This window comes from Mycobacterium sp. 852014-52450_SCH5900713, assembly GCF_001667075.1.
Lineage (GTDB): Bacteria > Actinomycetota > Actinomycetes > Mycobacteriales > Mycobacteriaceae > Mycobacterium.
The window spans coordinates 16,366-35,786 of record NZ_LZIL01000053.1 but is presented as its reverse complement, the minus strand read 5'-3'; the positions used below and the strand labels follow the sequence as shown (position 1 = coordinate 35,786).

The window sequence follows — 19,421 nt, the reverse complement described above, 5'->3', positions numbered from 1 at the left end:
GGGGAGGCGACGATGAGTGCTCGACGATCGGGTCGCGCAGTCGATCCCTACCCCCACGTGCTGCCCCCGAGCCAGACGGTGGCCGTCCACGCGACCGATGGCACACGGTTGCACGCCGAGGTGTTCGGGCCGCCCGACGGCTATCCGATTGTCCTGACGCACGGCATCACCTGCACCATCCGCGCCTGGGCCTACCAGATCGCGGACCTGGCCAACGACTACCGGGTGATCGCCTACGACCACCGCGGCCATGGGCGCAGCGGTATGCCCCGGCGTAATGGGTACAGCCTGAAACACCTTGCATCCGACCTGAATTCGGTGCTGGATGCGACGCTGGCGCCGCACGAGCGCGCCGTGCTGGCCGGCCACTCCATGGGCGGCATCACCATCGCCGCATGGTCGGCGCGCTACCGCCACATGGTCCGCCGTCGCGCCGACGCCGTCGCGCTGATCAACACCACAACAGGGGATCTGGTCCGCAAGGTGCAGCTGCTGTCGGTGCCGCGCGGGCTGTCACCGGCCCGAGTGGTCGCCGGCCGCGCGCTGATCAACGCGTTCGGCGGGTTCCCGATCCCTACCGCTGCCCGCATCCCGAGCCGCTACCTGGTCGGGATGCTGGCGGTGGGCAGGGAAGCCGACCCCAGCGTCGCCAGGATCGTCCACCAGTTCTTCGAACAGACATCGCCGGCGGGGCGCGCCGGTTGCGCCAGGATGCTGGTCGCCGCGTTGGGGTCGCGATACCTGGAGCTGGACGGTTTGACGGTGCCGACGCTGGTCATCGGCAGCGAACGCGACCGGCTGACCCCGATCAGCCAGGCCCGCAGGATCGCGGGGACCGCGCCCAACGTCGTCGGCCTGGTCGAGCTGCCCGGCGGTCACTGCTCGATGCTGGAGCACCCGCGCGAGGTGAACCGCCACCTGCGGTTACTCGCCGAGTCGGTGAGCCAGGACGTGCGGATCAGTTCATAGCAAGGCGGTGATCTCGGCGGCCGCCCGCTGGCCGGACCTGACGGCGCCATCGAGGAACCCGGTCCATTCGTCCGCGGTCTCGGTCCCGGCCCAGTGAATGGGGCCGACCGGCTCGCGCAGCCACGGCCCGAACCGTGTCCACGAGCCCGGAGGGACCGCGGCGGTGGGACCGCCGGGCGCGAATTGTTCTGCGCCCCAACGGTGATCGACATAGTCGAGCGGCTTCAGGGCGTCGTCACCGAACAGCGTCGCAAAGCAGCGCAACGTGTCATGGCGACGCTGCTCGGGGGAAAGGGAGTCGAAGGTGCGCGCGTCGACGAAGCCCATCAGGACGCCCGGCCCGTCGGCGTGCGGACTGACGTCGAAGGTGATGAAAACCGGCCCCGTGTCGGACAACGCCTGGCCGGAGAAGCCGTTGGTCCGCCAAAACGGTGTGGAATAAGCCGCGTAGGCCTTGCTGAGCTGGCCCTGTGGCCAGTGCCGGGCGAGTTGTTGGTACTCGGCGGGCAGCGGAGGGGCGAATTCGATCGATGCGCGATGGGCGGGCGGGACCGCGACGACGACGAATCCGGCTTCCGCCTGGCCGATGTCGGTGGTGACCGTTACACCTGCGCCGTGCCGGTCGATGCGGCGGACCGGCGCGTTGAGCACGACCCGGGCGCCCAACTCGGCGGCCGCGGCCTCGGCGATCTGCTGGGTGCCGCCCGGAAAACGGTCCTGTTGGGCACCGTTTTCGACGTCGAGCAGCCGATCCAGCCCGCCGGCGGCGTGCGTGTAGCGCGCCGCGTGCAGCATCGACACGTCGTCTGGTTCGCATCCCCAGGTCACCCGGGACACGATCGCCAGCAGGTCGTGCGACGACGCGGTGGCGTGTACCGAGCGCAGCCAGCCGCCGAGCGACACGCCGTCGAGCTCGTGCGCCCGGCGCGCGTCCCACGGGGCCGACAGCGGGATGCTGCGGGCGATCCGGTCGAATTGCCAACGCAACCGGCCGATGTCGAGCAGCCCGGTCAACGAAAGCTTGGGGATGGTGCCGCGATAGGAATGCGTCCAGCCGCGCCAGTGGATCACGTTCTTGCCGTCGTGGTGGGTCGGGATGGTGGGGACGTCGAGTTCGGCCGCCAGGGCCAGGACCGCGTCCTGGGTCGGGCCGACGAACGTGCCCCCCAGGTCGGCGGGCAATCCCGCCACGCTGCCGGTGAACGACCGGCCGCCGACGCGGTCGCGGCCCTCGAAGACGACTACGTCATGGCCCTGGCGGGCTAGCTCGCGCGCCGCGGCGATTCCAGCAAAGCCTGCGCCGACCACGACAACGTCGACAATCCACGGCGGATTTGGCACGCGCACCAGTCAACCCCAATTTCCGCGATTTCGTCGGGCAATTGCCCGACACCCGCGAACGTCGATTTGTTGCGCGAGATGGCCCGAGAATCCCGGAACTCCTCGACGTTCGCGGGCTGACTAGGGGGCGACGGTGAGCCAGTCGGAGAACCCGGAGGGGTCGTGGCGGCCCAGCGCGCCGTGTTCGTAAAGGCCCCAGCCCTCCATCGGCTCGCGATCGCCGTCGCGGCATACCGCCCGGCCGACGTGGTCGATCACGCCGAAACCGGACCGCGCGACGATCGCCGGGTCGGTCATGTCATACGTCAGGCGCTCGACGAACTTCTCGCCCTTCCACATGCCGTGCAGCCAGTCCGAGTCGCCACCGTAGCCGCCGCCGACGTGGATGGGCACCGGCAGCTTGGACTCGACGTCGAAGTGGACTTCGGTGCCGTCGGGGGCGGTGGCGTCGATGGTCGCTCCGGTGGGAATGCGGGTGCCGGAGCGGTAGTGGATCTTGACCCGCGGCCAGCCCAGCTGCTCCACGCGGCCGTCGCGCCAGATCCGGGTGCAGTCGTTGAGCGAGCGGAAGCCGTTGGGCTCCTCCTGGATGATCAGCACGATGGCGAAGTCGTCGAACGCCATCGGCACGTACAGCCACCACATGCCCTCGAACGGCGGGTCGGCCGGCCGGCCCGCCGGCTCGGGCTCGCCGATCGGCCGGATGCCCCACGACCGGTCGCGGCTGCCGAGCCAGGTCGCGGGGTCGACGGCAATCTCCTCACCGTCGACGGCGATGCGGCCGCTCCAGCTGCCGAGCTGGGCGAACCGCTGAGCGTCCAGCGTCACCCGGTTGCCGGACCGCATCAGGTGCGGCTGTTCCTGCACGACGTCGAACAGTCCCTCCCAGGTGAGATCGGCTGCGATGCCCTCGGTTTCGTCGAGGACCAGACGCAGCTTGTGCAGCGGCTCGATGACCTCGATCCGGTAGCCGTTGACCCTCTGATTGAGGCGATCCTGGTCGATGGCGTCAGACAGGTGCACCGCCGTCTGCGTGTCCCCGCGCCGGACGAGGAAGAACGCGTCCTTGACACCCAGGTTGGGGTAGTAGCCGATGCCGCTGATGACAAAGATGTTTCCGGTGCGGTCGTGGGCGTTGAAGTAGGAGCGATCGTAGAAGTTGCGGTCCGAGGAACCCGGCCACGCGATCGGCTGCGGGATCTGATGTACCGGGAACTCGTCCAGCGGTCCGAGCATTACTGATCCTCTCCGATTAAACGCCGCATCAACCCGGCGTGGTAGAACAGCGACTCGACATCGTCGGGTTTCTCGGTTTCGCCGAAATGCACCCGGCGCGCCCCGGTGCGCATGAACACGCAGGCCCACATGACGCCCGAATACACGTAGAACCAGCGCAGGTCACCCACTTCCACGCCGGTCAGTCGCTGATAGGTGGCGCGGACGTCGTCCTCACGCATCACCTCCGGCAGGCCAGGCAGGCCGGCCAGGCCGGTCAGTTCTTGAAACACCATGTGCGCGTAGATCATCCACGCCACGTCGAGCTCGCGCGGCCCGAGCGTGACCATTTCCCAGTCCAGCACCGCGACCGGCTCGAAGTCGCGGTACAGCACGTTGCCCACCCGGGCGTCGCCCCAGAGCAGCACGGGTTCGCGCGCGGCCGATTCGGCCGGCCAGTTGTCCTCCAGCCAGGTGAAGGTTCGTTCCAGCAGCGGCGAGCGGCCGATGTCGGGGACTGAGAAGTCGTACCAGGACCGCACCCAGTTGAAGTGCCGGCGCAGCGCGGTGTCACCGTCTCGGCTATCGGAGAGAAAGCCGAAGGTGTTCTCCGCGTTGGGGATTGAATGCAACTTGGCCAGCACCCCGACGGTCGCGTCCTGTAGCTCGCGCTGACGTTCGGCGGGGGCGTCGGCGAACCAGTTGTTGCCGAACGTGTAGGGCATGACGTCGGGCGGGACCACGCCCTCGACGTAATCCATCACGAAGAAGGGGGTGCCCAGCACTTCGCCGGTCGGCTCGAGCCAGCGCACCGGCGGGACGGGTACGTCGGTGAGTTCACCGACCTTTCGGATGACCTCGAATTGGTGGTCAAGCCGGTAGGTTGGGAAAACCTGCACGTCTTCGGCGGCGGGCGCAACCCTGGTCACGAGTTTCTGCTCGACGGGCTTCCCGCCCTCTTGCCAACGAGTAGAGAGGATGATGGTTTCCGACGACATGCCCGTCGAGTCGACGCCGCTCTCGACCGTCACCTCCGGCATCGCTCCGGCGGGCAGGACGGTCGACAGCCATTTGGACATCACGGCGGGCAGCGTCGTGACGTCTCGGCTGGAGCGCTGCAGCCGGTCGACCTTGTCCAGCACGGGTTCGTTGGCCACGGGTGCCTCCCATTCTTTGAGACTTGATTCTCTTTGAGACTTCGGCGCGGCAATTACGATACGGTAGGTAGCGATATGAAAGCAGACCCGTCCGCCCTTGACAAGGCCCCCGGTGCCGGCCGCCCGCGGGACCCGCGCATCGACTCGGCCATCCTATCGGCCACCGCGGAACTGCTTGTCCAAATGGGCTATTCAAATCTGAGCCTGGCGGCGGTCGCCGAGCGCGCGGGAACGACGAAGTCGGCGTTGTACCGCCGGTGGTCGAGCAAGGCCGAATTGGTGCACGAGGCGGCCTTCCCGGTGGCGCCCACCGCGCTGGAGTCGCCGGCCGGGAACATCGCCGCCGACATCCGCATGATGATCGAGGCCACGCGCGACGTCTTCACCACCCCGGTCGTTCGCGCCGCCCTGCCGGGCCTGGTGGCCGACATGACGGCCGACCCTGCCTTGAACGCCCGGGTGATGTCGCGGTTCGCGGACCTGTTCGCGACGGTGCGGGTGCGGCTGAGTGACGCCGTCGACCGGGGCGAAGCGCATCCGGACGTGGACCCGGACCGGTTGATCGAGTTGATCGGGGGTGCCACGATGCTGCGCATGCTGCTGCGTCCGGAGGACGAACTCGACGATGCGTGGGTGGAGCAGACCACCGCCATCGTCGTGCACGGGGTGAAGCGATGACGGGGCGGCTGGCGGGGCGGGCCGCCATCGTCACCGGCGGCAGCCGCGGACTGGGCCGGGCGATCGCGCTGGCCCTCGCGGCGGAGGGCGCCGCCGTCGCGGTGGCGGGCCGCACCGAACAGGTATGGGACGAGCGGTTGCCCGGCACCATCGGAGAAACGGTCGCCGACATCGACGCGGCCGGCGGACGGGCGGTCGCGATCCGGGCCGACCTGACCGACCGTGAGGACATCGCCCGGCTGGTGGCTGAGGCGCGAGAAGCCCTGGGGCCCATCACGATCCTGGTGAACAACGCGGCCTTTACCGCGCCCGGACGCCCCCCGGCGCCCGGCTCCGAACCACGCGCCAAGGCCGCCCAGCCGGCGGGCGGCGCCGCCAAACCCGGCTGGCCGGGATTCGTCAGCATTCCGCTCGCCGCGTATCGCAGGCATTTCGAGATCGCGGTCTTCGCCGCGTACGAGCTGATGCAGCTGGTGAGCCCGGACATGATCGAAGCGGGCGGTGGGTCGATCATCAACGTCACCTCGGTCGCATCGAGGATCCCCGGCGACGGGCCGTACCCCGACCGCAGCGGCGGCGTGCTGCCCGGCTATGGCGGATCCAAGGCGGCGCTGGAGCATCTGACCCAGTGCGCGGCATACGATCTCGCCGATCACCACATCGCGGTCAATGCCCTGTCGCCGTCGAAACCGATCCTCACGCCGGGGCTGGCCTACTATGCCCGCGAGTTCGACGAAACCGCCGCGGCCGACGAATTCGCCCGAGCGGCAGTCGAATTGACGCTGGTCGATCCCGCCAAGGTCACGGGACGCACGATCGGCCATCTGCAGGTGCTCGACGGCAGCCTCCGGCCCTTCGAGCCGGACTAGGCCCGCGTCTTCGCCGTGACCGCGTTGATGATCACGGCTTGCAGCCGCTGCCATTTGGGGGACTGGAATCCGGCCTGCAGCAGCAGCTTCTCGGCGCGGTGGCGGGTGCGGGCCTTGCCGCGACGGCCGAGGGCCAGGGTCGGCACCAGCCACAGCGAAAACTGGTCGACGAGCACCAGGCTTCCGCCGGGCCGCAGCACCCGGGCGCACTCCAACAGGCCCGCCAGTTGGTTGGACCAGTGATCGAATGACGTGGTGCTGACCACCAGGTCGAAGGCGCGGTCGGCATAGTTGAGCTCCTCAGCCACTCCGCGAGTGAAGCTCAGTCGCGGGTCGCGCGCGAGGGCCCTTGCGGCCGCGACCATTTGCGGGGCGGGATCGATCCCGGCCAGGTGCTTGGCGTTCGGGTAGCGGCGAGCCAGCCGTTGCAACAGGTAACCCGTGCCGCACCCCACGTCGAGCACGTACTCGGGAGCGGTTACCGTCGCCACGGCCAGCTGCGCGGTGCGGTCGGCGATCTCGTGATGCAGCCGCCCGCGCCACCCGCGGTCGTAGCCGGCGGCACGATCGTCGAACGCTGCGACATCGCGGTATGGCGGCACGAACCGTAGTGTCCCACCGGGCTGGGCCGCTTGGCGAGACGCGCGCGGCGCGTCAGCCCTCGTCCGCATCGGGCGGATCCGGATCGCCGCTCGGCGACCGCCGAGGCCGGATCCGGGCCGCGAGCCGGAAGCGGCGGGTGAGGCGGGTGGGCGATCTCCGCGAAAAACCGGTACATCAGCCGCCGGTTGTTGCGTTCCTGAGTTTCCGGCCGCTCGGCGACCTCGACCCGCAAGTCGATGCCGACCCCATCCGATGAGGCCGTCCGCAGCACTTCGTGGGCGGCGTCGATCACGTCGAGAGCGGCGCCTATCCGCCCTCGTGCCTGTTCGGCGCTCATCCGGAACCCCACAACCCAACGCGATCGGACATGTGTTTGGAAACCAGGACCCGAGCGCGGTTTTGTGGATGGATCTCCGACTGTGGATAACCCCTGCCTGACGTGCCAGGATGAGGCAAGGCCAGTGCCGCAACAACGGTCGAGTGGTGTGCCAATGCCCGGTATGGACAAGCCCACGGGGCGGGTCGTCGCCCTGATCGTGCTGCTGCTCGTCGTCTCCGCCGCGCTGCGGGGTTACCTGCCCGCCGCCCACCACGAGGAGCGCGGCGATGCCGCCGGTAGCCGTGCGGCGCTGATATTCGTGGTGGCCGCCCTCGGCGTGACGCTCGCGCTGGTGGCGATCGCGGTGATCGCGCGGTTGCGTGACCCGCGCGCGGCGGCGCCGCAGGCGGCCCAGCTGTCCGAGATGCTCGGCACCGGCAGGGGCCGGCCGAGCTGGCGCGTGGTGCTGATCGCGCTGGCGGTCATCGTGGCCTGGCTGCTGATCGTGCTGCTGGCGTCCCGCCTGTTCGCGCCGCACGGTATCGGTCAGGCGCAGCCGCCACAGACGACCGACGCCGCGCCGGCCGAACATGGCAACGCCCCGGCGCCGCAGCGGCCGCATTCTGCGAACGGGGACATGTTCGGCATCCTGCTCGCCGCCACCGTCCCGATGATGCTGATCATCATCACGGGAAGCGTCGTCCTGTCGCGCCGGCGGTGGCGCGCGGTGACGCCGGGCGCCGTCATCGACGATCACACCGAATCCCCGGCGCCGCCGACACGTTCGGAATCTCTGGTGCGGGCGGCCGAGCGGGGGCTGGCCGAGATGACCGACCTCAGCCGGGAACCCCGCGAGGCGATCATCGCCTGTTATGCGGCGATGGAACGCGAACTCGCCAATGTGCCCGGTGCCGCCCCGCAGGACTTCGACACCCCGACCGAGGTGTTGGCCCGGGCGGTCGAACACCATGCGCTGCAGGCCGATAACGCCGTGCAATTGGTGAATCTGTTCGCCGAGGCGCGATTCAGCCCGCACGTGATGAACGAGGGCCACCGGGACGTGGCGGTGCGCGTGCTCGAGATGGTTCTCGACGAGCTGAGCTCCCGGAGTCCCGTATGAAAAAGACACTGTCCCTGGGCATCTGCCTCATCGTCGGAATCGAGCTGCTGGCGCTGATGCAGCACGACCGCCAATTGGTGCTAGTTGCGGCGGGTGGCGCCCTGGCTCTGGTGCTGCTCACCGTCCGTCGCGTCCTGGGACGCGGAATGCGGCCCGAACCGGAAGCGGATCCCGACGATCTCGGGGATTCGCTGCGCCGTTGGCTTTCCAACACCGAGACGACGATCCGGTGGTCGGAGTCGACCCGGGTGGACTGGGACCGGCACCTGCGCCCGATGCTCGCGCGCAGATACGAGATGACCACCGGCGAGCGACGATCCAAAGATCCCGTCGCGTATCAGACGGGCGGTCAAATGCTGTTCGGGGACGAACTGTGGGAATGGGTTAATCCGAACAACGTCGCGCGGACCGGCGACCGGCGACCCGGTCCCGGCCGTGCAACGCTGGAAGAGATTCTGCGAAAGTTGGAACAGGTATGACGCTGCCGGCGGCAAGAACCACAGCGCACTGCGAGGCGGTGCTCGACGAGATCGAGCGGGTGGTGGTGGGCAAGCGTTCCGCGCTCACCCTCATCCTCATCGCGGTGCTCGCCCGCGGTCACGTTCTGATCGAAGACCTGCCTGGCCTGGGGAAGACGCTGATCGCCAGGTCGTTCGCCGCGGCGCTGGGGCTGCAATTCACCCGCGTGCAATTCACCCCGGACCTGCTGCCCGCGGACCTGCTCGGCTCGACGATCTACGACATGCAGTCAGGCCGTTTCGCGTTCCGGGCGGGGCCGATCTTCACCAACCTGTTGCTCGCCGACGAGATCAACCGTACGCCGCCCAAGACCCAGGCGGCGCTGCTCGAGGCGATGGCCGAAGGCCAGGTCAGCATTGACGGTGAAACACACCAGCTGCCAAAGCCTTTCGTCGTGCTCGCGACCGACAATCCAATCGAGTACGAGGGCACCTATCCGCTGCCGGAAGCGCAGCTGGACCGGTTCGCGATCCGCCTGGAACTGCGCTACCTGTCCGAGCGTGACGAGGCCGCGATGTTGCGCCGGCGCCTCGAACGCGGGTCGGTGGAACCGACCGTCAATCAGGTGGTGGATGCGCACGACCTGCTCGCGATGCGCGAATCGGTCGAGCAGGTGACCGTGCACGAGGACGTGTTGCACTACGTGGTGTCGCTGGCGAATGCCACGCGCCACCATCCGCAGGTGGCGGTCGGCGCCAGCCCGCGCGCCGAGCTCGACCTGGTTCAACTCGCCCGCGCCCGCGCCCTCTTGCTCGGCCGGGACTATGTGATCCCCGAGGACGTCAAGGCGCTCGCCGTCCCGGCGGTCGCGCACCGGATCACCTTGCGCCCGGAGATGTGGGTGCGCAAGATTCAGGGTGCCGACGTGGTCGGGGAGTTGTTGCGCCGCTTACCGGTGCCCCGCACGGGCCACGGCGACACGTGACCCAGTCTCCGGTTGAGTTCCGCTGGCGCGCATCGCACTTGACGCGGGCGATGGCCAGCTGCGCGGGGCTGGCGCTCGCGGTCGCGGTGATCGGCGCGCGGTGGCAGCTGATCGCGTTCGCGGCGCCGCTGCTGGGCGTGCTGTGCTCGATCAGCTGGCAACGACCCGTGCCGACGATCCGCGTGCACGGCGATCCCGATGCGCAGCGGTGCTTTGAAGACGACCGCGCCCAGCTGCGCATCTGGGCGACGGAAGAGGGCGAGGCAACGGGGTTTTCGGCGGTCGAGGTCACGGTTCCGCCCGTGGAGGGGTTGCAGCTCGAAGTTCTCGACTCGGACTCCCGCCGGAGCAAACGGGTTGCGGCAACGGCGCAACGCTGGGGCCGGTACTTCATCCGGGCCCGGGTCGACGCGGTCGCGCGCGGCGGGCTGCTGTACGGGACGGCGACGGTCGACGCCGCCGAAGTCATTGTCTTTCCCCTGACGCCCCCGCAGTCGACGCCCATCCCGCAGACCGAGCTGCTCGACCGCCTGGGCGCCCACCTCACCCGGCATGTCGGCCCCGGCGTCGAATACGCCGACATCCGCGCCTACGTGCCGGGAGACCAACTGCGCGCGGTGAATTGGCCGGTGAGCGCGCGTCGCGGCCAGCTACACGTGACTCAGCGGCTCACCGACCGCGCCGCCGACGTGGTGGTGCTGATCGACACCTACCGCCAGCCGTTGGGCCCCGCGACCCGCGCCACCGAGCGCGTGGTTCGGGGCGCCGCGCAGGTCGTACAGACCGCGCTGCGCCACGGGGACCGCGCCGGAATCGTCGCCCTGGGCGGCAACCGCCCGCGCTGGCTGGGCGCCGACATCGGGCAGCGCCAGTTCTATCGGGTCCTCGACACGGTGCTCGGTGCGGGCGACCGATTCGAGAAGACAACGGGCACGTTGGCGCCGCGCGCGGCTGTTCCCGCCGGCGCGATCGTCATCGCGTTCTCCACGCTGCTCGATACCGAATTCGCGCTCGCGTTGATCGACCTCCGCAAGCGGGGCCATGTCGTCATCGCCGTGGACATCCTCGACAGCTCCCCGTTCGAGGGCGAGCAGGATCCCCTGGTGGACCGGATGTGGACGCTGCAGCGCTCCGCCATGTATCGCGACATGGCCACCGTGGGCGTCGACATCGTGTCTTGGCAAGGGGATAGCGGGCTGGAGCAGTCCATGGGTGTGCTGCCGGACCGCCGCCGCAGGATCCGGGGGCGGCTCGGTGGTTAGCGACGAGAAGGCGGCACTGCCGCGGCTGTGGGCCCCGGTGTTCTCAATCGCGTTCGGCCTGCTGATGGTCGGATTGGCCGCTGACGGCACGCACGGACGTGCCGTGGCCGCTTGGGCCACGGCCCTGGGCGCGGTGGTGGCGGGGACGGCATTTCGTCCAGCCGCAACGCTTGCGGTGCTGCTATCGGTGGTCACCATCGTGCTGTCCGACCCGCCGCTCGTGTTCGTCGCGCTGTCGGGGCTGAGCGCCGCCTCCTACCTGGTATGCCGCCACGCGGTCGGCGGGTCGGCCGGTGTGGTGCTGGGCAGCTGGCCGACAGCCGTTGGCGCCGTTGGGTTCACGTTCGCCGGATTGGTCGCGACGTCGTTCCCGCTGCAACTGCCGTGGTTGCCGCTGGCCGCGCCGCTGGCCGCCCTGGCCGTCTACGTGCTGGCCGTGCGCCCGTTCCTCGGCTGATCTCAGTGCAGCAGCTGGGCGGCCTGGTCGGCGAGGTCGAGCACCGGCTGCGGGAAGATGCCCAGCGCCACGGTGATCGCGGCGCAGACGGCGATCGCGGCCTTGCTCAAAATCCCCGGCGCCACCACGTGGGGGGTGTCGTCGGTTGCCTCGGTGAAGAACATCGACACGATCACCCGCACGTAGAAGTAGGCCGCAATCCCACTGGCCACCACACCGATGATCACCAGCGGCGCCGCGCCGCCCTGCGCCGCGGCCTTGAACACGGCGAGCTTGCTGACGAATCCGCTCGTCAGCGGGATGCCGGCGAAGGCCAGCAGGAACATCGAAAACATCACGCCCACAATCGGTGAGCGCTGCCCGAGTCCCGCCCAGTGCGACAGGGTGGCGTCCTCGACGCCGTCGGCATCGCGGATCAGGCTCACGATCGCGAACGCGCCGACGGTGCTGAAGCTGTAGGCGAGCAGGTAGAACAGCGTGGACGAGAGCCCCGCCTGGTTGTCGGCGATCACGCCGGTGAGGATGAACCCGACGTGGGCGACCGAGGAGTAGGCGAGCATCCGCTTGACGTCGGTTTGGTTAACCGCGGTGATGGTGCCCACCGCCATGGTGAGGATCGAGATGGTCCACAGCACCGGGCGCCATTGATCGTGCAGAGGCGGCAGCGCGACGTAGACGACCCGCAGCAGCGCGCCGAAGGCCGCGACCTTGGTGGCGGCCGCCATGAACCCGGTGATGGGCGTGGGCGCGCCCTGGTAGACGTCCGGAATCCACGAATGGAACGGGACCGCACCCACTTTGAACAGCAGGCCGACCGACAGCAGCGCGACGCCCACCAACGCCATCGAGGTGTCCCTGTGCGCCGCCAGCGCATCCCGGATGCCGGTCAGCAACAGCGTGCCGGTCGCGCCGTACAGCAGCGCCACGCCGTACAGGAAGAACGCCGACGAGAAGGCGCCCAACAGGAAGTACTTCATCGCCGCCTCCTGCGACAGCAGGCGCCGATGACGGGCCAGGCCGCACATCAGGTACAGCGGCAGCGAAAGAACTTCCAGCGCAACGAACATCGTCAACAGGTCGTTGGATGCGGGGAAGACCATCATGCCGCCGACGGACAGCATCGCCAGTGGGAACAGCTCCGTCTGCGCGGCCCCGGCCCGCTCCGCGTCGCGCTCGGCGTCGCTGCCCGGGACCGCGGACGCCTGCGGGGTGAAGGAATCCAGGCCGACCGACCCGGCGGCGCCCACCCCCGCGGCGACCTTGCTGTCCGCCTTGGCTTGCGTGCGTTCGGCGATGAAGATGACCGCCAGCACCGCGACCAGCAGCACCGTGCCCTGTAGGTAGAGGGTCGGCCGGTCGACGGCCATCGCGCCCAGCACCGTCGCGCGGCCGGAGGCCGGGACGGAGCGGCTCACCGCGATCACCGCGACGAAGGCTGCGACCAAACCGGCCAAGGCCAGTGTCACCTGGGCGCCATAGCGAATCCGCCTCGGCAGGAAGGCTTCCGCGAGGACGCCGACCACGGCGACACCGAACACGATGAGCGTCGGGCAGAGCAGGAAGTACTCGATGCTGGGGGTGGGGAGGGTCATTATCGCGGTCCTTCGGCTGTCCGGGGTGCGCGGTTGACCGCCGGCACGCTCGGCGCGGGATCATGCTGACCGATGGTGGTCATCGTGTTCTCGACGGCGGGGTTGATGATGTCCAGCACCGGCTTCGGGTAAACCCCGAGGACGAACAACAACGCGATCAACGGTGCGACGACGAGCAATTCGCGCGCCCGCAGGTCGCCGATCTTCTCGTTGCCGGAGGCCACCGGTCCGGTCATCATGCGCTGGTAGAGCCACAGCATGTAGATGGCGGACAACACCAGCGCGGTGACACCGAAGGCGGCGGCCAGCCAGTACCGGTTGAAAGTGCCCAGCAGGACCAGGAATTCGCTGATGAAGGGCGCCAGACCGGGAAGCGACAGGGTGGCCATCGCCGAGACGAGGAACGTCCCCGCCAGGATGGGCGCCACCTTCTGCACCCCGCCGTAATCGGCGATCTTCCGGCTGCCGTGCCGGGATATCAGGAACCCCGCGATCAGGAACACCGCCGCCGTGGACAGGCCGTGGTTGAGCATGTACAGCGTCGACCCGCTTTGCCCCTGGCTCGTCATCACGAAGATGCCGAGAATGATGAACCCGAAGTGAGAGATGGAGGTGTAGGCGATCAGGCGCATGATGTCGGTCTGCCCGATGGCCACGACCGCGCCGTAGATGACACCGATGACGGCCAGCACGACGATCAGGGGCCGGAAATAGGTTGAGGCGCCGGGGAACAGCTGCAGGCAGTAGCGCAGCATGCCGAAGGTGCCGACCTTGTCCATCACCGCCATCATCAGCACCGCGGTGGCCGGGGTGGCCTCCACCGCGGCGTCGGGCAGCCAGCGGTGGAACGGCCAGAGCGGCGCCTTGATGGCGAACGCGAACATGAAACCCAGGAACAGCGCCTTGAACACCGCGGAGTCGGCCCCGTAGCGGCCGGAGGCCACGCCGGCGACGATCTCGCGGAAGTCGAAGGTGCCCGAACCGTGCTGCGCGGTCACCACGTACAGGCCGATCACGGCGGCCAGCATGATCAGCCCACCGAACAGGTTGTACAGCAAGAACTTCACCGCCGCGCGTGACCTGCCGGCCCCGCCGCCGAAGCCCCCGATCAGGAAGTACATCGGGATGAGCATGGCCTCGAAGAAGACGTAGAAGAGCAACACATCCAGCGCGACCACCGAGATCAGCACCATCGACTCGATGGCCAGCGTCAGGGCGACGTAGGCGTGCACGCCGCGAGGGCTGCGTTCTCCGCCATCGTTCCAGCCGGCCACCTGCAGCACCGGGATCAGCACCGCCGTGAGCAGCACCAGCACCACCGCGATGCCGTCCACTCCGAGCGAGTAGGTGGCGCCGAACGCCGGTATCCAGGAATGGCTTTCGACGAACTGGTAAGTGGTGCCACCCGACTTGAAGCCGAGGGTGACGACGATCGCGACCGCCAGCGTGAGGACGCCGAAGACCAGGCCGGTCCACTTGGCGAGCCGGCGCAGTCCCGGCGGCAGCAGGATGACGAGCACCGAACCGGCCAGCGGCAGCAGCCACAGGATGCTCAGCCAGGGCAGATTTTTCACCACAGTTTCACCGCCAGGATCAGCGCGATCACCAGGACCGCGCCCGTCAGCATCGACAATGCGTAGTTGCGGGCGAAGCCGGTTTGCAGCCCCCGCAGGCGATTCGAAGTTCGGCTTACCAGCGCGGCGAGCGCGTTGACGGAACCGTCCACCCCCGCGTTGTCGACGTCGACGAGCGCTTGGGTCAGTTCCGCGCCGGGGCGCATGAACACCTCCTCGTTGAAGGCGTCGCCATAGAAGTCTCTGCGTGCGGCCGTCGTGAGCGGTGACACCGCAAGCGGCGCCACCCTGGGGATTTCGGCGTTCGCGTACAACCGGTAGGCCACCGCGATCCCGACGATAACCACGCCCAGCGCCAGCGCGGTGTTCGCCCAGGCGGGGAAGGCGTGGGTCACCTCTTCGTGCTTACCGACGACCGGCTCGAGCCAGCGTTGCAGGGTGCCCCGCCACGCCAGCAGCCCCCCGGAGAACACCGAGCCGACGGCGAGCAGGATCATCGGCCACGTCATCAGGCCGGGCGCCTCGTGCGGATGAGTGTTTGGCGCCCAACGCTTTCTGCCGAAGAACGTCATCAGCATGACGCGGGTCATGTAGAACGCGGTGACGCCCGCGCCCAGCAGCGCCGCCCCGCCCAGCACATAACCGCGGACGCCGCCGGCGCCCAGCGCCGCCTCGATGATGGCGTCCTTGGAGAAGAAGCCCGCGAATGGCGGCACGCCGATGATCGCCAGATACCCGAGGCCGAAGGTGGCGAAGGTGATCGGCAGCGCCGCGCGCAGGCCACCGTAGCGGCGCATGTCCTGTTCCTCGTGCATCGCGTGGATCACCGCGCCGGAGCCGAGGAACAAGCCCGCCTTGAAGAAGCCGTGGGTGAGCAGATGCATGATCGCGAACGCGTAACCGGCCGGGCCCAATCCGGCGGCCAGCACCATGTAGCCGATCTGGCTCATCGTGGATGCCGCCAGCGCGCGCTTGATGTCGTCCTTGGCGCAGCCGATGAACGCCCCGAGCAACAGCGTGACGGCGCCGACGACGACGACGGCGGTCTGAGCATCGGGCGCCAGGTTGTAGAGCGGGTTGGAGCGCACGATGAGGTAGACGCCGGCGGTCACCATGGTGGCGGCGTGGATCAGCGCGGACACCGGGGTGGGGCCCTCCATGGCGTCACCCAACCAGGCCTGCAGCGGGACCTGCGCGGACTTGGCGCAGGCACCCAGCAGCAGCAGCAACCCCATTGCCGTCAGCGCGCCGCGGCCTGCGGCGGGCGCACCGCCGAACACCCCGGCGTAGGACAGCGTGCCGAAGGTGCTGAACATCAAGAACATTCCCAAAGCGAGCCCGGCGTCCCCGACGCGGTTCATCACGAACGCCTTCTTGGCGGCGGTAGCCGCCGTGGGCTTGTGGTACCAGAACCCGATGAGCAGGTAGGAGGCCAGGCCCACGCCTTCCCACCCGACGTAGAGGACCACGTAGTTGTCGGCGACCACCAGCAGCAGCATCGAGGCGAGGAACAGGTTGAGGTAGCCGAAAAACCTTCGGCGGTCCGGGTCTTCGGCCATGTAGGCGACCGAATAGATGTGGATCAGCGACCCGACCCCCGAGATCAGCAGCACGAAACACACCGAGAGCTGGTCGATCTGCATGCCGAGGTCCACCTGCAGTTGGCCGACCGGGATCCAGGTGAACACCGTCTGGTGGATAACGCGGTCGTCCGCGCCGCGGCCGAGCAGCTCGTTGAGTAGGCTCAGGCCGACGCCGAACGCCGCGAGGGCGGTGGCGCAGCCCAGCCAGTGGCCCCAGGCGTCGGTGCGTCGCCCGCCGAACAACAGGATCGCGGCACCCGCCAGCGGAAGCGCCACCAGCAGCCAGGTGTAGTGAGTCATGTTGGCGTCGTTAGCCTTTGAGTAGGTTCGCGTCGTCGACCGACGCCGACTTGCGGGCACGGAAAATCGTCATGATGATCGCCAGGCCGACGACGACCTCGCACGCGGCCACCACCATCGTGAAGAACGCGATCATCTGCCCGTCCAGGTGGCCGTGCATCCGCGCGAACGTGACGAACGCCAGGTTCACCGCGTTCAGCATCAGCTCGACGCACATGAACATCACGATGGCGTTGCGTCGCAACAGCACACCCGACGCGCCGATGGTGAACAGCAGGGCCGAAAGATAGAGGTAATTGGCCGGATTCATGAGGTGCCGCCTTGTGATAGGGAGGGGCTCGCCTGACGGGAGGGCGTTTCCTTACCGTCGGCGCCGCGGCTGCGCAGGATCGGCGACACCGACAGCTCCGAGTACGAACCGTCCGGCAGCAGCGCGGCCACGTCGACGGCGTTGTGGCGCGCGTAGACGCCGGGGCTGGGCATCGGGGTGGGGTGCCGACCGGCCTGGAATCTCTCCTGCGAGAGCTCCCGCTGCGTCTTACGCCGCTCGAAACGTTCGCGGTGTGCCAGTACCATCGCCCCTAGGGCCGCGGTGATCAGCAGCGCGCTGGTGAGTTCGAACGCCCAGACGTACCGGGAGAAGATCAGCGCGGCAAGCCCTTCCACATTGCCGTTCGCGTTGGCGGTGGTCAGCCCGGCGAAGCCGCCGGTCGCGCCGGCGCCGATGGCGGCGATCAGCAGAACGCCGAACCCCACGCCGGCCAGGACGGCGGCGATGCGCTGGCCGTGCAGCGTCTCCTTCAGGGATTCCGCGGAGTCCACGCCGATCAGCATCAGCACGAACAAGAACAGCATCATCACCGCGCCGGTGTAGACCACGACTTGGACGACGCCCAGAAACAGCGCGTCCTGGATCATGTAGAACACCGCCAGGATGATCATCGTCATCGCCAGGAACATCGCCGAGTACACGGCGTTGACCGCCAGCACCACCCCGATCGCCCCGATCAGCGCCAGCGCTCCCAGCACCCAGAACGCCACCGCCTCACCGGTGGAGGTGCGGACGATCGTCTCAGAAGCCAAATTGGAAGCCAGGAGCTGGCCCGTTACCCCAGTCACCGGGATTCCCCGGCGTTCTCGGTTTCGCGCAGGCCGTTCGCGGTGACGTTGCCCTGGTAGTAATCCTTGTCGGTGGCGCCGGGGGCCCGGGGGTGCGGCGGCGCGAGCATGTCCTGCAGCAGCGGCGCCAGCAGCCGGTCCTTTTCGTAGATGAGGTCGGCGCGGTTGTCGTCGGCCATCTCGTAGTCGTTGGTCATCGTCAGTGCCCGGGTGGGGCAGGCCTCGATGCACAGCCCGCAGCCGATGCAACGCAGGTAGTTGATCTGATAGACCCGGCCGTAGCGTTCCCCGGGCGAATACCGGAGCTCCTCGGTGTTGTCCGCACCCTCCACGTAGATCGCGTCGGCCGGGCACGCCCAGGCGCACAGCTCGCACCCGATGCATTTCTCCAGACCGTCGGGGTAACGGTTGAGCTGGTGACGGCCGTGATAGCGCGGCGCGACGGGACCCGGCTTCTCCGGATACTCCTCGGTGACGTGCCTTTTGAACATCGAGCCGAACGTCACGCCGAATCCGGCAATGGCGGCTAACGGCCGCCGAAAAACTTTAGCCACGTGCTTTCTCCTTGCTCGCGGCCGCCAGGGACTTCATCGGCAGCGGCGGTGTCGGGAATACCGGCGTGGGGGTCTGGCCGGCCGGGAGTTGCTTGGCCTCGCGGCGGAGCTGTCGCTCCAGTGCGCGAATACCGGGCGTGGCGAACGGTTTTCGCAGCAACAGCACCAGCGCCGTCGCGAAAACGATGCTGCAGGCGACCAGCACCGGGGTCCAGTGCGCGTACCCCTGGTTCTGCAGGGTGCGAATCACCGCCGCAATCAGCACCCAGACCAGCGAGGCCGGGATCAGCAGCTTCCAGCCCAGTCCCATGAACTGGTCGTAGCGCAGCCGGGGCAGGGAGGCCCGCAGCCAGAAGTAGACGAACAGGAACGTCCACATCTTGGCGGTGAACCAGAGCAGCGGCCACCACCCGGTGTTGGCGCCGGCCCACATGTTGATGGGCCATGGTGCGTGCCAGCCACCGAAGAACAGGACGGTGGCCAGCGACGAAACCGTCATCATGTTGACGTATTCGGCCAGCATGAACATCGCGAACTTCAGCGACGAGTACTCGGTGTGGAATCCGGCGACCAGCTCACCCTCGGCCTCGGGCAAATCGAATGGCGCCCGGTTGGTTTCGCCCACCATGGAGATCAGGTAGATGACGAACGACGGCAGCAGCAGGAACACGTACCAGACCCGGTCCTGCGCCGCCACGATCTGTGACGTCGACATGGAGCCGGCGTAAAGGAACACCGCCGCGAACGACAGCCCCATCGCCACCTCGTAGGAGATGACCTGCGCGGTCGAGCGCACCCCGCCCAGCAGCGGGTAGGTGGAGCCGGACGCCCAGCCGCCCAGCACGATCCCGTACACGCCGATCGCCGAAAGCCCCAGGATGAACAGCACCGCCACCGGGAGGTCGGTCAGCTGGAGCGGTGTGCTGTGCCCGAACACCGACACCACCGGCCCGAACGGGATGAACGCGAAGGCGGTGAACGCGGGGATGGTGGAGATGACCGGCGCCGCGAAGTAGACGAACTTGTCGACGCCGCCCGGCGTGATGGTTTCCTTGAGCGCCAACTTGATTCCGTCGGCCAGGCTCTGCAGGACACCCCACGGTCCCGCGCGGTTCGGTCCGGGCCGCAGCTGCATCCAGCCGAGAATCTTGCGCTCGAGCAGGATCGCGACCAGCACGTTGAGCATGAGGAACACGAAGATGGCCAGCGCCTTGCCCAGCACCAGCCACCAGGTGTCGTGTCCGAACGCGGTCAGGGAGGTCGTC

General features: G+C 68.2%; 19 protein-coding genes. 8 read left to right on the top strand and 11 right to left on the bottom strand.

Features of this window, described 5'->3' with window-relative positions:
- Positions 1-12: 12 nt before the first annotated feature.
- Positions 13-969: an alpha/beta fold hydrolase gene (locus A5773_RS16590; RefSeq protein WP_067265711.1), complete on the top strand. Its 957-nt coding sequence runs from the start codon at positions 13-15 to the stop codon at positions 967-969.
- Here the strand turns inward: A5773_RS16590 and A5773_RS16585 are convergent.
- From A5773_RS16585 to A5773_RS16575, 3 genes are all read right to left on the bottom strand, one after another.
- Positions 964-2,310, bottom strand: a complete 1,347-nt coding sequence (locus tag A5773_RS16585; protein WP_067266192.1) for a flavin monoamine oxidase family protein — start codon at positions 2,308-2,310, stop codon at positions 964-966. The genes A5773_RS16590 and A5773_RS16585 overlap by 6 nt on opposite strands.
- 120 nt (positions 2,311-2,430) lie before the next feature.
- A complete protein-coding gene (locus tag A5773_RS16580; protein ID WP_067265712.1) occupies positions 2,431-3,546 on the bottom strand; it encodes a hypothetical protein in 1,116 nt (371 codons plus the stop codon).
- Positions 3,546-4,682 carry a phosphotransferase family protein gene (locus A5773_RS16575; protein WP_067265715.1) on the bottom strand — a complete coding sequence of 379 codons (1,137 nt, stop codon included), beginning with the start codon at positions 4,680-4,682 and terminating at the stop codon, positions 3,546-3,548. Before A5773_RS16575 ends, A5773_RS16580 begins: the two co-directional genes overlap by 1 nt.
- Positions 4,683-4,757: 75 nt before the next feature.
- Here A5773_RS16575 and A5773_RS16570 point away from each other — a divergent pair, with 75 nt between their 5' ends.
- Both A5773_RS16570 and A5773_RS16565 read left to right on the top strand, forming a co-directional pair.
- Positions 4,758-5,360 carry a TetR/AcrR family transcriptional regulator gene (locus A5773_RS16570; RefSeq protein WP_066946671.1) on the top strand — a complete coding sequence of 201 codons (603 nt, stop codon included), beginning with the start codon at positions 4,758-4,760 and terminating at the stop codon, positions 5,358-5,360.
- Positions 5,357-6,229 (top strand): SDR family NAD(P)-dependent oxidoreductase, encoded by an 873-nt coding sequence (locus A5773_RS16565; RefSeq protein ID WP_067265719.1) that lies wholly within the window; start codon positions 5,357-5,359, stop codon positions 6,227-6,229. The genes A5773_RS16570 and A5773_RS16565 overlap by 4 nt, the downstream gene beginning before the upstream one ends.
- On the opposite strand, the gene A5773_RS16560 is transcribed toward A5773_RS16565, so the two are convergent.
- Positions 6,226-6,831 (bottom strand): class I SAM-dependent methyltransferase, encoded by a 606-nt coding sequence (locus A5773_RS16560; protein WP_066946664.1) that lies wholly within the window; start codon positions 6,829-6,831, stop codon positions 6,226-6,228. The genes A5773_RS16565 and A5773_RS16560 overlap by 4 nt on opposite strands.
- Positions 6,832-7,323: 492 nt before the next feature.
- Between A5773_RS16560 and A5773_RS16555 the strand changes: the two genes are divergently transcribed.
- The 5 genes from A5773_RS16555 (at position 7,324) to A5773_RS16535 (ending at position 11,434) form a co-directional block, all read left to right on the top strand.
- Positions 7,324-8,271, top strand: a complete 948-nt coding sequence (locus A5773_RS16555) for a DUF4129 domain-containing protein (protein ID WP_067791615.1) — start codon at positions 7,324-7,326, stop codon at positions 8,269-8,271.
- Entirely contained in the window at positions 8,268-8,750 is a 483-nt protein-coding gene (locus A5773_RS16550) for a hypothetical protein (protein ID WP_066946654.1), read from the top strand. Before A5773_RS16555 ends, A5773_RS16550 begins: the two co-directional genes overlap by 4 nt.
- Entirely contained in the window at positions 8,747-9,715 is a 969-nt protein-coding gene (locus A5773_RS16545; RefSeq protein WP_066946650.1) for a MoxR family ATPase, read from the top strand. The genes A5773_RS16550 and A5773_RS16545 overlap by 4 nt, the downstream gene beginning before the upstream one ends.
- A 50-nt stretch (positions 9,716-9,765) precedes the next feature.
- On the top strand, positions 9,766-10,977 hold the full coding sequence (locus tag A5773_RS16540) for a DUF58 domain-containing protein (RefSeq protein WP_156664399.1): 1,212 nt from the start codon (positions 9,766-9,768) through the stop codon (positions 10,975-10,977).
- A gap of 64 nt (positions 10,978-11,041) precedes the next feature.
- Positions 11,042-11,434 (top strand): hypothetical protein, encoded by a 393-nt coding sequence (locus A5773_RS16535; protein ID WP_232001874.1) that lies wholly within the window; start codon positions 11,042-11,044, stop codon positions 11,432-11,434.
- 2 nt (positions 11,435-11,436) lie between these two features.
- On the opposite strand, the gene nuoN is transcribed toward A5773_RS16535, so the two are convergent.
- From nuoN to nuoH, 7 genes are read right to left on the bottom strand one after another with little or no spacing between them, the layout of a single operon-like run.
- Complete coding sequence (gene nuoN / locus A5773_RS16530) at positions 11,437-13,026, bottom strand: NADH-quinone oxidoreductase subunit NuoN (protein WP_067791610.1); 1,590 nt, start codon at positions 13,024-13,026, stop codon at positions 11,437-11,439.
- Positions 13,026-14,600, bottom strand: a complete 1,575-nt coding sequence (locus A5773_RS16525; protein WP_197507885.1) for an NADH-quinone oxidoreductase subunit M — start codon at positions 14,598-14,600, stop codon at positions 13,026-13,028. The genes nuoN and A5773_RS16525 overlap by 1 nt, the downstream gene beginning before the upstream one ends.
- Positions 14,597-16,483: an NADH-quinone oxidoreductase subunit L gene (nuoL, locus tag A5773_RS16520; RefSeq protein WP_066946632.1), complete on the bottom strand. Its 1,887-nt coding sequence runs from the start codon at positions 16,481-16,483 to the stop codon at positions 14,597-14,599. The genes A5773_RS16525 and nuoL overlap by 4 nt, the downstream gene beginning before the upstream one ends.
- A gap of 10 nt (positions 16,484-16,493) precedes the next feature.
- Complete coding sequence (gene nuoK / locus A5773_RS16515; RefSeq protein WP_007168303.1) at positions 16,494-16,793, bottom strand: NADH-quinone oxidoreductase subunit NuoK; 300 nt, start codon at positions 16,791-16,793, stop codon at positions 16,494-16,496.
- Positions 16,790-17,578: an NADH-quinone oxidoreductase subunit J gene (locus tag A5773_RS16510; RefSeq protein WP_066946799.1), complete on the bottom strand. Its 789-nt coding sequence runs from the start codon at positions 17,576-17,578 to the stop codon at positions 16,790-16,792. Before A5773_RS16510 ends, nuoK begins: the two co-directional genes overlap by 4 nt.
- A gap of 20 nt (positions 17,579-17,598) precedes the next feature.
- Positions 17,599-18,156: an NADH-quinone oxidoreductase subunit NuoI gene (gene nuoI / locus A5773_RS16505; RefSeq protein WP_255360737.1), complete on the bottom strand. Its 558-nt coding sequence runs from the start codon at positions 18,154-18,156 to the stop codon at positions 17,599-17,601.
- Positions 18,149-19,411, bottom strand: coding sequence for an NADH-quinone oxidoreductase subunit NuoH (gene nuoH, locus A5773_RS16500; RefSeq protein WP_066946791.1), 1,263 nt, complete (start codon positions 19,409-19,411; stop codon positions 18,149-18,151). The genes nuoI and nuoH overlap by 8 nt, the downstream gene beginning before the upstream one ends.
- Positions 19,412-19,421: the final 10 nt, after the last annotated feature.